Source organism: Bradyrhizobium sp. 197 (genome assembly GCF_023073375.1).
Taxonomy (GTDB): domain Bacteria; phylum Pseudomonadota; class Alphaproteobacteria; order Rhizobiales; family Xanthobacteraceae; genus Bradyrhizobium.
On the sequence record NZ_JADPJJ010000002.1, the window covers coordinates 1 to 11978 of the forward strand.

Genomic DNA, 11978 nt, shown 5'->3' on the forward strand with positions numbered 1-11978 from the left:
CGAGAACTTCTTCGGCAAGCTCAAGGAATTCAAGCGCATCGCAATGCGCGCCGACAAGACCGACCAGAGCTTCACTTCAATGATCTATCTGGCCGCGGCCGCGATAAACTCCAGATGAATCCCAACAGACCCTAGGCCATGTCGATCATGAGCGACCGAATATTATCCGGCAATGAGGCAGGACTACCATCTGCAAGTTGAATGCCTGAACCTCTGATCGAACGTACGGTAATTATTGGAAACAGCGGCTCAGGCAAAAGCACGTTGGCCGAAGTCATTGCGATTCTCGCCGATATCCCCGCGATTGATCTTGATCTGTTGCACTGGGAAGACGATGGCTTTGGCTCAAAGCGAAATGAAGCCGTCGCGCGAAAGATGGTTCTCGATATTTCAGGTCAGCCGCGCTGGATCATCGAAGGTGCATTCGGATGGCTTGCGGAAGTCGCCCTTCCCAAAGCAACCGCTCTCATTTGGCTAGATTTTCCCTGGAGCCTTTGCCGCGCCGGTCTGCTGGCTCGCGGTCTGCGGCGAGGAGCAACAAATCATGACGCCGCCGAACTGATGAAGTGGGCGGAGGCCTACTGGACTCGGCAGACACCTTCGTCGTTTGCTGGTCACTCTAAGCTGTTCAACGATTTCTCCGGTATCAAGTTGCGGCTGGAGAGCCGAGAACAAGTTGCTGAATTGCTCGAAAAGCTGCGCGACAAAGTGACCAATATTGATCCACGTTTTGGGCCTTAGGCTGCACGCTCGGAAGCCGACATTGAGTTGATGAGTGCTCGTCTTCGCGTCACGGCGCGGGACACGCCGCTCCGGTCTTCACCCAGGCCTCCACCAGCGCGCCGGCCTGCTCCTGCGTGCCCGGGACGGGCGAGCGGCCGAAGCCGGGCTTCCAGGCCCAGCCGACGAGGGTGTCCTTGCCGATATGGTCGATCAGGTCTTCCACCTTGCGCCCGCCATTGCGCGCGGGATCCCTGATCTGCTCGCAGATCTCGCCGATGGTCTTGCCCTCCCAGGCCATTTCCCGCGGAGCAAGATGCCATTCGGGATGGCCGGGCATGCGGCCGGGCTCGAAATTGGCCTTCTGATGGCAGGTGTTGCAGCGCATCGCGTCGAGCCCATGACCGTCGGCGCCGCGTGTGACCGGCGGCTGATGCAGGCGGGCATTGTCGCCCTGGTGCGGCCTGTCACCGGCCGGATGGCAATTGGTACAGCGCGGATGCGTCAGCACCTTGCCGAGCTCGGTGAAGATCGCAGCCGATCGCTTCTCGGTCTCAGTGATGCCGGCGAAGCTTTCCGGCGCGGCCAGCGCATGGCCCGCGCTTTCCGAGGCGGCGTAGCCCGCACTGAGACTGCCGGCGAGTGCCGCGACCACGGCCATCATCTTGAACCGCGCATCGGAGATCATGGCGCGTGTCACTTGGTGGCCATGAGGTAGCGGTTCGAATCGGCCAGGATCACGTCGCGCACCGCCTCGTGATATTTGATGTAGCCGGTGCAGCGGCAGAGATGGCCGTCGAGCGCGTCTGCGATGGTCTGCTCCAGTGCCTCGCGCGCGACCGGTGTCCGCGACAGGCGCTCCAGCAAGACCTGGCCCTCATTGAGGAAGCCGGCGGTGCAATAACCGCATTGAAAAGCGAAATGATCGATGAAGGCCTGTTGCAGCACCGAGAGCTGGCCGCCTTGGGCGTGGCCCTCGACAGTGCGGATCGATTTGCCGTCAAAGGACACGGCGGGCGCGACGCAGGTGGGGCTGGTGGTGCTGGTGCCGTCGGGCGCGTCGACGATGATGGCGCAGCTCAGGCATTGCGCGGCCCCGCAGCCGAACTTTGTCCCGGTCATCCCGAGCATCTCGCGCAAAAAATCGTTCATCGAGAGGTCGTCGCGGACGTCCATCGGGCCGTGCTTCCGGCCGTTGATGGTGAGGCTGAGGGTGGTCACGCGAGCACTCCCTTCAAAAGGTTTGCTGTGACCGGCAGCGCGCGGAAGCGATGGCCGGTGGCGTCGTGGATGGCGTTGATCAGCGCCGGCACGATCGGGATCATCACGACCTCCGCCATGCCCTTCGGTGCTTCGTCTGCTGTTTGCGGCTTCAGCATCTCGATCTCGAGATCCCGGAGCGGCAGGTCGGAGCCGCGCGCGACCAGATAGCGCCCGAGATTCCATTCGCCGTTGCCCGGGCCGCCCTCGAACGGTGGCAGGGTTTCGAGCAGCGCGTAGCCGACGCCCATGGCGAAGCCGCCCTGGGCCTGACCCATCACCACCTCGGGCACCAGCGCGGTGCCGCATTCGAACACGCTATAGGCCTTGGCGATGCGAAGCGCGCCGGTTGCGCGCTCGATCTCGACGCGAACGACCGTGCCGCACATCGAGGTGTAGGCGGTGCCGATCCGGTTGTTGTCGGTCGGCGGAAACTTGACGCTGACGCGGTTGATCCGCTCGAACTTGCCATTGGCGCGGCGAATCGCGAGCGCGTCGATGTCGGCGCGGTATTGCTCGCCGGACAGCGGAAAGCGTGCCCGCGACCACGCCCAGCGGGAGAAACTGTGCGCAACCGCACCGGTGACGAAGCCGCGCGCATGAGCTGTTGCCGCGAGCAGGGGGAGGGCCAGCGGTTCGAGGCCGGGCATCGTGAGCTGGCCGTTCTGCCAGCTTGCGCTGGCCCATTGCCGTGCGCGCGGATCTGACTTTGCGATGCGCCACAGCTCAAGCGCCGCGGGCCACAGGCCGAAGCGGAAGATGACGCGGGCGGCTTCCGCGGCGGAATGCGTGCCGACATGCGCGCCGATCGAGGAGCTTGTCGGCGAGCTGATCGCGGGCACCCAGCGCGGATTTTTCTCCGCGGCATCCTGGGTCTTCTGGTCGATGGTGGAGGGATCGCCTGATGTGACCAGCCCGAGCACGTCATAGCTGTCGACGCGGGCGACCGAGACCTCGTCGGCGATGGCACCGAGATGGCTGGCGACCCGGTTGGCCAGCGCCGTCCCGATGCCGTTGCCCATCTCGACATGATCGCAATAGATGACGATCCTGCCGTCGGGGGCAAGCTCCACGCGCCCGAGCGAGCCGTCCGCGCCGGAGCCATAGTCTTTCGTCACGCAGGCGACGCCGGTGCCGACCAGCCGATCCGACGATGTCTGTTTGAACTGTGCCCGCTGCTGCCAGATCGGGTGCTTCTCGAGCTTGTCGAGGATTTCGGGCGTGCGCACCGAGACGATGTAGGGATTGCCGGTCATGGTCCGGCCGTTCTGGGGCAGCGCATTGCGCCGCCGGAATTCGATCGGATCGCGCTTGAGCTCGGACGCCGCCTCGTCGATCAGGACCTCCAGCGCCGTCATGGCTTGCAGTATGCCGTAGCCGCGCATCGAGCCCGCGCTCACGCCGCGCGAGTGCACGGCGACGGTCCTGACGTCGACCTTCGGAATGTCGTAGATGCCGATTGCGCCAGTGGCCGCGACGACGGCGACGCTGGCCGAGAAATGGGCGAGGCCGCCGCCGTCGAGCACGTGGTCGGCGGCAAACGCCTTGATCTTGCCGGTCGCGCGATCAATGCCGATGCGCGAGCGCATCTTGATTGCGTGGCGCTTGATGCCGGCCTGAAACTGCTGGTAGCGGTCATGCGCCAGCCGCACCGGCTTGCCGGGAAAGCAGACCGCCGCGAGCGCAACATAGAGAATGAAAGGTGTGTGATCGCGGCCACCAAAACCGCCGCCGACATGGGCGAACTGCGCGTTGATGTGCGCCGGCTTGTAGGGCGCGCGGGCCTTGCCCAACAGATGCGCGATCGACTCCGCCGCCTCGTAGGGCGACTGGACGCCAAGCAGCAGTTCGAGGTTGCCGCCCTTGCCGTCGTACCAGGCGAGCCCGCATTCCGGCTCGAGGAACATCGGGTCGACCGATTGCGTCTCGAACTCGCGGTCGAGCACCAGCATGGAGGCGTCATCCGCTGCAAGCTCGGCACGGATCTGCTCGCCATATTTCGCCGCCTTGGCGTAATCCGCCGGCATTTCCTTGGCGAGCGGCGACCACACCGGCAGCGCCGCGCTCTGCACTTTCTTCGGCGAGACCCAGCCGGCCTGGAGCGGCGAATAGACGTCCGGCTTGTCAGGCGAGGGACCTGCCACGCGGGTGAAGCGGAAGGCCCCGTAATCCGGGACGACGACAGGCCCGGTCTCCTCGCCGAATTGAACGAAAGTGCCGTCGCGCAACGCGAGGCGCGCCTGGTCGAAGGCGTCGAACTTTTCGAAGATCAAAAGCGCGACCGGCTGGCCGAGATAGAGCGGCGTCTTGCCGATCGGACAGAACAGGTCGCCCGCATAGAATTCCGGCACCTGCGTCCCGATCCGGTCGAGATCGGCGGCCGTCACGACCACCGACGGCTTGAGCGCGCCGCCGAGGCGGCCCAGGTCCATGCCGGTATAGACATGCGTGGCGTCATTGGCGCGGACCAGGATCGCGTGCGAGGTGGCCTGCGGCCAGCCCGGCAGATCATTGGCGCGGAAGTCGGAGGCGTAAAGCTTTGCGCCGGTGACCTTGGCGACCCCGTCGACACGGCCGGCGCCCGTTGTCGCGGGATTGAACTTGCCGCGTCCAGGCAGCGTCTCCTGGGCTGCGAAGGGAGCTCCTGCCGCCGAGGCAAGATGCGACAGGCTGACCGAAATGCCTCCCGCCGATAACCACTTCACGAACTCGCGTCGCGAAGGCAGCATGATCTGATCCTTGTATGAGGTTCTAAAGCCGTTCCGATGCCGATGGCATCGATGCCCGGACGGTATGCGCCAACGCTAGCGTGAAGCTGTCATGATTCGTCATGCGACGATAGGAAGGGACAGAGCGTTTACATCGGATGAAGACGGCGGCTCCGGTGAATTTGCCTTTCGTGCTTGCTTTGCAGTCGAATCAAACCGAAGACTGATCGGCAACCGGGGGCGGAACTCAATGCAGCATGATCCAGACGATGTGTCTCCTGTCGCCACCGCGACGGGCACGACGAAACTGTCCCGGCGCCAATTGCTCGATTACGGTCTCAAGGCCGGCGCGCTGTCGCTGATCCCGGGCGCTGCGAACGCACAACACGCCGCACACGATCACGCAAGCATGTCTCACGCCGCAGACATGTCGCCGACCATGGGCATGGTGCCGGAAACGCCGGCTCCCGCCATGGACCAGCCGCTGGTCGAGCCCGAGGTGCGCAGATCCGCCAATGGCGTGCTCAGCACCACATTGCGCGTCGGCTACGCCTATCGCCAGATCGGCGGCGTCAAGCTCTATGTCAGGTCGTACGACGGCGGCAGTCCCGGTCCGACCTTGCGGATGAAGCCCGGTGAGACGCTGCGGATCAAGATGATCAACGACCTGCCGCCGAACCGCGATGGGTTGCCCGCGGACATCAGCCATCCGCACCAGTTCAACAACACAAACTTCCATTTCCACGGCGCGCATGCGAGCCCGAGCGGAATTGCGGACAATGTCATGCGCTCGATGGCGCCGGGTCACAGCTACAACATCGAGATCTCGCTGCCGGCTGACCACACCAGCGGCACTTATTGGTATCACCCGCATCACCACGGCAGCGCCGATATCCAGATGTCCAGCGGCATGGTGGGCGCCGTCGTCATCGAGGGCGATTTCGCCGGTGTGCCGGAGATCACGGCCGCGCGCGAGCGGCTGCTGGTGCTGACCCAGGTGGTCTACGACGCCAAGGGCATGGTCGAAAATTTCGAGACGCTGTTTCCGGAGACCGCGACGCGCTTTCTGGCGATCAACGGACAACGGCGGCCGGCGATCGAGATGCGTCCGGGCGAAGTGCAGCGCTGGCGCATCCTCAACGCCGCCTATCAGGACGACATGCTGCTCGACTTGGAAAAGCACGATCTGCATGCGATCGCCTATGACGGCATCCAGCTCGGCGCCATGCAGTCGCTCAAGCAGGTCCTGATCGCGCCCGGTCAGCGCGCGGACATTCTGGTGAAGGCAGGCGGCCCCGGCACCTACGCCTTCAACGCCGCGCCCTACGACCAGGGGCATCCTTCGCCGGTCGGGCCGCTGGCGCGGGTCGTCGTGGCTGGCGCGCCGATGGACATGAAGCTGCCGCGCGCCTTGCCGCCTGCGCCGCTCGCCACGATCAAGGATTCCGAGATCACCAACCGTCGCAAGGTGACTTTGTCGGCAACGGCGCCTGAGGCCGATGCGGCCGGCCATTGGCAGGAGTTCGAGTTCTTCGTCGACGGCAAGAAGTTCGATCCCGGCCGCATCGATCAGCGGGTCAAGTTGGGCGCGGTCGAGGAGTGGACCATCGTCAACACGCATGAGCATGACGACCACGTCTTTCACATCCATACCAATCCGTTCCAGGTGGTGTCGGTCAACGGCAAGCCGCTGGCCGTGCCGGAATGGCGGGATTCCGTGATCGTGGAGCGCAAGGGCGGCGAGGTCGTGTTCCGCTCGCGCTTCATCGATTTCACCGGTGTCTATATGCTCCACTGCCACATGATGAACCATGAGGAGATGGGCATGATGCAGACCGTGGAGGTCTACAAGCCCTAAGCCCAACCCCTAGATTTTGAGCATCCAAGGGGTTTCGCGTCATGTCGCAGTTCAACGCACCACACTTTCAGAGCCACGAAGCGGCCCGGGCCTATCTTGAGGCGATCCGCTGGGGCGCTGAGCGCGTTTGTCCCCATTGCGGTACGGTCGGGCGGTCTTACGAAAACAAGAAGAAGCCGGGCGTCTATCGTTGTGCGTCGAAGGAGTGCCGCAAGGACTTCACCGTCACGACCAAGAGCGTGATGGAAAGCAGCCATATCAAGCTGCACGTTTGGGTACAGGCGTTCTTCCTGATGGCGTCGAGCAAGAAGGGCGTCAGCTCCCATCAGATGCATCGCTCGCTTGGCGTCACCTACAAGACGGCTTGGTTTCTCACTCATCGCATTCGCGAGGCAATGCGCGCTGGCGGTCTCATGGCCCCTTTTCTGGGGAAGGGCGGCAAGCCGGTTGAAGAGACCTTCATTGGCCGCGTCAAGGGAATGCCGAAGGGAAAGGCCGCTTGGGCGCACAAAAACGTTGTGCTCACCCTGGTTGAGCGCGGTGGCGCAGCCCGCAGCTTCCATGTTGATGGCGTCCGTGCTGGCGATCTTCTCCCGATCATCCGCAACAACCTCAGCAAAGAGGCGAAGCTGATGACGGACGAAGCCAACTACAACAAGATCATCGCGGACATCGAGGGCATCGCTAGCCATCAGACCGTGAACCACTCTAAGGACGAGTACGTTCGCTATGAAGGTAGCGAGACGATCTCAACGAACACGGTCGAAGGCTACTACAGCATCTTCAAGCGCGGCATGAAGGGCATCTATCAGCATTGCTCGGAGAAGCACCTGCACCGCTACTTGGCTGAATTCGACTTCCGTTACAGCAACCGCATCGCGCTCGGTATCGACGATGGGGCACGTGCAGACCTTGCCGTCAAAGGTGCGGCTGGCAAGCGTCTGACGTATCGGCAATCTCACTAAGTGGGACTTCAGCAGGTGGATACGGCGGCTGCTGCGGCCGAAGGCTGCCCCGGCTGGAACGCGCGCACGCCCCAGACGTTGAAAACCATGAGACAATTAGATGTGTGACATAAGTCACACTCAACCCTTTGTGTTGTTGCCGGTGCGGCACACCGGGGCCATAATTGTCTCACACATGATCTGAACCTTATTGGACGAGCCCGAGACTAGAGCTAGCGTAAGGCTTCCTTAACTCGAATGCGCAGAATCAAGAATCATAAATGCGCTGGAAAGACGCGTCATGGCCGCTCTGATGGCATTTCTTCAGGCTACCGTTGCCGATTTCTCCGAGTGGGTACATCCGTCTAAAAAAACGGATGAAACGGAAGACCAAGATAATCTAATGATCGGCAAGTATCGGGCCGATTACTCTGAGCTTACGCCTGAGCAAATCCACCAAGACGATCCGGAGTTGACCGAGTTTTACGCTAACAGTCGCCCGGTTTCCCGCTAACCGCGAGTGTGTTAGTCCCATCCTATGGGATGGGCGCTTTACGATTCTAAATCCGCTCCAGATGTTTTTGATATCGTGTGGTGCAGGTGGCCTTATACGGCCGCGAAGCTCCAGCCGAGCGACGAAGCTCGCCCTGTTTTGGTAATCGATGTTCGGGATCAAATTTATGATCCGACAGAGCAGATTTACGCCGATATCACTGTCGCCTATGGCACCGGAGCCGAGAACATCACCGTGGCTGACTGGCGTAGCCACCTGCTGATTAACAAAGCAGAATTCCGGGCCGCCGGACTGCACAAACCCACGGTCTTCAAGCTGGATTTGAAAAATAGGAAACGCCTGCCGTGGGGCGAAAAATACTTCGTGCCGAACGAGTATGTTCGTGAACAGAAAATCATCTGCGGGAAACTGTCAGAAGCTCAAAGGTCGGCCGCTCTGTCCTGCTTTGTTGCTCAGAATCTAAGTTTTCCACTGCCCTGACATCAGCCCAGGCGCTCCCCTTTGCCCGGTTTCTTCTCACTCCGACGCTTCGGCTTCTCTTTCAATGGCTTTGGCGGCGTTTTCAATCCGGCCTTGAGAGCGTCCAAGAACCGCCGTTGGGCCTCTTCCTCACTGTATGCGTCGTCTTTTGGTCGCTTCTGCATCGATCAGTCCATGACAGTGAACAATTGACGATATTTCCTAGGATTCGTTGCGTATTTCCAAGCGTTTAGCTATATAACGTATGGCGCGCCGCCGGCTGGTACCCGACGACGCGCCACGCTTCATGCCTCAACTACGTTGTTGCATGTTCCACCTCCTTCGGGGCTTACCGTGACCGCCCCGTTTCGCGCCGCGTTAGCTACTCGGGTCCGCACCCTTTCGCTTCCCCACTGCACCAGTGCCACGGCCTGAATGCAGTCGGTCGTTCCAGACGGCGGGCTTCTGTCCGCCGCTTTGTCTTAGTGAAGCCTGGCCTCCGTCTCGCCTTCGAGGTCGAGGCCTTCAAATGATCCACCTTTGACGGCGAACTGTTCTCGGTCGGAAGCGCGACCGCTGTCCATGTTTTTAATGGATTTAGGGACGCCGGCAGCATCCGCGATCTTGCGCCACCAACGGCGAAACTCGTTCGCAGACCACGGCTTCTTATTCCATTCCGAAATGATAATCGCGCCGCGCTTGGGAATGACGCCCGTGAACTGCTTTTCCAACTCTGCTAGCACCATCGGTGCGCGCTTTAGATCCAATTCGAGAAACTTGCCGCCGAAGCTCGTCACGTGGCGCAGCACCAGAGCGTCATTCACATTATCCCACCGGATACCGTGCAGCCATTTCATGCCATCAACAATGATGTCGGACTGGCCGGCTTCCGTAACTGGAACGTATTCGCCGATTGTGTCCTTCTGGCCCAAGCCAAATGAAAACTGGATTGCCTGCGCGAGTGCAATCGAAGGCCGCACCATCTCGTGCGCCTTGGCGATGATGGCTTTGGTGTGAGCTTCGGTCAGCCGCTCGTCGCGGGTCGGCGGCATCGTGAAGCGCATCTTGTTCATGATGGTGCTGAGACGCTGACAACCAGGATCATCCAGAACTGTCGTGCCGAAGCCGAACAGTCCGCGCAGCTTAGTGACAAACGCATGCCCGGTGGCGACCTTTCCGTCGCCCACCCACACATCATAAAGCTTCCTGATGCCGTCGGCGTTGAGATCGACGAGGCGGAGATCGCCGTGCTCCAGCATGCGGTCAAGCATGTTGTCGGTGCCGAGGCGCACCTTGAAGCGCAGAGTGCGGTAGGGGGAACTATCGTGTGTGCGGTAGAGACGAATCAACTCGCCCAGCGTCTCTACGCTGGCTGTAACGGTCACGCCCTGCTGGTAACCATCTGGGACACGGTTGGAGAAGGCCCTAAACGCCGCCTTGGGCATTGCAACTGAGGAAGTTGTGGGGAGCTTCGGGATCGACGGAATGTCGGGGATTTCTGGCAACGCGTCATCCGCGCTAATGACCCGCAAGTTATACTTCGCGGCAAGCTTGTGCAGCACCTCCATATCGGCGGCCGTCTCAAGTTCTATCCTAGCCTGCGCTTCCGCCAAGAGGCGGGCCTGCGCGGCCTTCAGAACGGCACCGATAGAATCATCCTTGGACATGCCTCCATTATAGGCCTCGCCAAGTTCTCTACACAAGAGCGATGAAGGCGGAATCTAGGTTCCGCCCCCATATCCTGTGTTTGTGGTGTAAAGTATATAATTCGCGGGCCGGCGAAGGCGGAAGCCGGGCCCGGCCGGGCTTCCCCTGGCGGCCGGCATGGCCTATGACGCTGCAACGCAACAATCCCCCTAAAAAGCCCCCATGATCCGCCTCGACAACGTCAGCAAGCAAGCCGGCCACCAGATCCTGTTCATCGAAGCTTCCGCCGCCCTCAATAAGGGCGAGAAGATCGGCCTTGTCGGCCCGAACGGCGCCGGCAAGACCACGCTATTCCGGATGATCGCCGGCGAGGAACTGCCCGACGAGGGGCAGGTCTCGACCGATCGCGGCATCACCATCGGCTATTTCAACCAGGACGTCGGCGAGATGGCCGGTCGCAGCGCCGTGGCCGAGGTCATGGACGGGGCAGGACCGGTGAGTGCGGTGGCCGCCGAGTTGCGCGAGCTCGAGACGGCGATGGCCGATCCCGACAAAGCCGACCAGATGGACGAGATCATCGCGCGTTACGGCGAGGTGCAGCACGCGTTCGAGGAGCTCGACGGCTACGCGCTCGACGGCCGTGCGCGCGAGGCGCTGTCAGGCCTCGGCTTCAGCCAGGAGATGATGGACGGCGACGTCGGCAAGCTCTCCGGCGGCTGGAAGATGCGGGTGGCGCTCGCCCGCATTCTCTTGATGCGTCCCGATGTCATGCTGCTCGACGAGCCGAGCAACCATCTCGATCTCGAAAGCCTGATCTGGCTGGAAAAATTCCTGCACGATTACGAAGGCACGCTGTTGATGACCTCGCACGACCGCGAGTTCATCAACCGCGTGATTTCGAAAGTCGTCGAGATCGATAGCGGCTCGCTGACGACCTATGCCGGCGATTACGAGTTCTACGAGCAGCAGCGGGCGCTGAACGAGAAGCAGCAGCAGGCGCAGTTCGAGCGCCAGCAGGCGATGCTCGCCAAGGAGATCAAGTTCATCGAGCGCTTCAAGGCGCGCGCGTCTCATGCCGCTCAGGTGCAGAGCCGGGTGAAGAAGCTCGACAAGATCGAGCGGGTCGAGCCGCCGCGCCGCCGCCAGACCGTGGCGTTCGATTTTCTGCCCGCGCCGCGCTCGGGCGAGGACGTCGTGGCGTTGAAGAACGTCTACAAGGGCTATGGCAGCAAGCGCATCTATGACGGCCTCGATTTCATGATCCGCCGCCGCGAGCGCTGGTGCGTGATGGGCGTCAACGGCGCCGGCAAGTCGACGCTGCTCAAGTTGATCGCCGGCGCGAGCGAGCCCGATAAGGGCACCGTGGCGGTGGGCGGCAGCGTCAAGATGGGCTATTTTGCCCAGCACGCCATGGACCTGCTCGACGGCGAGCACACCGTGTTCCAGTCGCTGGAGGAACAGTTTCCGACCGCGGGGCAGGGATCATTGCGCGCGCTCGCCGGCTGTTTCGGCTTCTCCGGCGACGACGTCGAGAAGCGCTGCCGCGTGTTGTCAGGCGGCGAGAAGGCACGTCTGGTGATGGCCAAGATGCTGTTCGATCCGCCGAATTTTCTGGTGCTGGACGAGCCGACCAACCATCTCGATCTCGCCACCAAGGAAATGCTGATCACGGCGCTGTCGGATTTCGAGGGCACCATGCTGTTCGTCTCGCATGACCGGCATTTTCTCAGCGTTCTGTCGAACCGCGTGCTGGAGCTGACACCGGAGGGCATCCACCAGTTCGGCGGCGGCTACACCGAATACGTCGCGCGCACGGGGCAGGAAGCGCCGGGGCTGCGGAGCTAGCATTCCGCTACGCGCCTTGACGC

Annotated in this window: 10 protein-coding genes; 6 read left to right on the forward strand and 4 right to left on the reverse strand. The window is 61.8% G+C overall.

The window, feature by feature from the left end:
* Positions 1-201: 201 nt before the first annotated feature.
* Entirely contained in the window at positions 202-741 is a 540-nt protein-coding gene (locus IVB27_RS00165) for a P-loop NTPase family protein (RefSeq protein WP_247440447.1), read from the forward strand.
* Between the two features lie 49 nt (positions 742-790).
* On the opposite strand, the gene IVB27_RS00170 is transcribed toward IVB27_RS00165, so the two are convergent.
* The 3 genes from IVB27_RS00170 to IVB27_RS00180 are packed head-to-tail and all read right to left on the reverse strand — an operon-like array spanning position 791 to position 4709.
* Positions 791-1408 (reverse strand): Isoquinoline 1-oxidoreductase subunit, encoded by a 618-nt coding sequence (locus IVB27_RS00170; protein WP_247440449.1) that lies wholly within the window; start codon positions 1406-1408, stop codon positions 791-793.
* 8 nt (positions 1409-1416) lie between these two features.
* Positions 1417-1941: a (2Fe-2S)-binding protein gene (locus IVB27_RS00175; protein ID WP_247440450.1), complete on the reverse strand. Its 525-nt coding sequence runs from the start codon at positions 1939-1941 to the stop codon at positions 1417-1419.
* Positions 1938-4709, reverse strand: a complete 2772-nt coding sequence (locus tag IVB27_RS00180; RefSeq protein WP_247440452.1) for a xanthine dehydrogenase family protein molybdopterin-binding subunit — start codon at positions 4707-4709, stop codon at positions 1938-1940. The genes IVB27_RS00175 and IVB27_RS00180 overlap by 4 nt, the downstream gene beginning before the upstream one ends.
* Positions 4710-4938: 229 nt before the next feature.
* On the opposite strand from IVB27_RS00180, the gene IVB27_RS00185 reads away from it, so the two are divergent.
* From IVB27_RS00185 to IVB27_RS00200, 4 genes are all read left to right on the forward strand, one after another.
* Positions 4939-6546 carry a multicopper oxidase family protein gene (locus tag IVB27_RS00185; RefSeq protein ID WP_247440454.1) on the forward strand — a complete coding sequence of 536 codons (1608 nt, stop codon included), beginning with the start codon at positions 4939-4941 and terminating at the stop codon, positions 6544-6546.
* 41 nt (positions 6547-6587) lie between these two features.
* Positions 6588-7511, forward strand: a complete 924-nt coding sequence (locus IVB27_RS00190; protein ID WP_247440456.1) for an IS1595 family transposase — start codon at positions 6588-6590, stop codon at positions 7509-7511.
* A gap of 280 nt (positions 7512-7791) precedes the next feature.
* Complete coding sequence (locus IVB27_RS00195) at positions 7792-8004, forward strand: hypothetical protein (protein WP_247440457.1); 213 nt, start codon at positions 7792-7794, stop codon at positions 8002-8004.
* A 24-nt stretch (positions 8005-8028) separates the two neighbouring features.
* Positions 8029-8484, forward strand: coding sequence for a hypothetical protein (locus tag IVB27_RS00200; RefSeq protein ID WP_247440459.1), 456 nt, complete (start codon positions 8029-8031; stop codon positions 8482-8484).
* 461 nt (positions 8485-8945) lie between these two features.
* On the opposite strand, the gene IVB27_RS00205 is transcribed toward IVB27_RS00200, so the two are convergent.
* Positions 8946-10130, reverse strand: a complete 1185-nt coding sequence (locus tag IVB27_RS00205) for a hypothetical protein (protein WP_247440461.1) — start codon at positions 10128-10130, stop codon at positions 8946-8948.
* A gap of 202 nt (positions 10131-10332) precedes the next feature.
* Here IVB27_RS00205 and IVB27_RS00210 point away from each other — a divergent pair, with 202 nt between their 5' ends.
* Positions 10333-11955: an ABC-F family ATP-binding cassette domain-containing protein gene (locus tag IVB27_RS00210; RefSeq protein ID WP_247440463.1), complete on the forward strand. Its 1623-nt coding sequence runs from the start codon at positions 10333-10335 to the stop codon at positions 11953-11955.
* Positions 11956-11978: the final 23 nt, after the last annotated feature.

Bases quoted from the DNA above. Each gene is read 5' to 3' on its own strand.
- IVB27_RS00165 (WP_247440447.1), top strand. From the start codon at position 202: ATGCCTGAACCTCTGATCGAACGTACGGTAATTATTGGAAACAGCGGC.
- IVB27_RS00170 (WP_247440449.1), bottom strand. From the start codon at position 1,408: ATGATCTCCGATGCGCGGTTCAAGATGATGGCCGTGGTCGCGGCACTC.
- IVB27_RS00180 (WP_247440452.1), bottom strand. From the start codon at position 4,709: ATGCTGCCTTCGCGACGCGAGTTCGTGAAGTGGTTATCGGCGGGAGGC.
- IVB27_RS00185 (WP_247440454.1), top strand. From the start codon at position 4,939: ATGCAGCATGATCCAGACGATGTGTCTCCTGTCGCCACCGCGACGGGC.
- IVB27_RS00190 (WP_247440456.1), top strand. From the start codon at position 6,588: ATGTCGCAGTTCAACGCACCACACTTTCAGAGCCACGAAGCGGCCCGG.
- IVB27_RS00195 (WP_247440457.1), top strand. From the start codon at position 7,792: ATGGCCGCTCTGATGGCATTTCTTCAGGCTACCGTTGCCGATTTCTCC.
- IVB27_RS00200 (WP_247440459.1), top strand. From the start codon at position 8,029: ATGGGATGGGCGCTTTACGATTCTAAATCCGCTCCAGATGTTTTTGAT.
- IVB27_RS00205 (WP_247440461.1), bottom strand. From the start codon at position 10,130: ATGTCCAAGGATGATTCTATCGGTGCCGTTCTGAAGGCCGCGCAGGCC.
- IVB27_RS00210 (WP_247440463.1), top strand. From the start codon at position 10,333: ATGATCCGCCTCGACAACGTCAGCAAGCAAGCCGGCCACCAGATCCTG.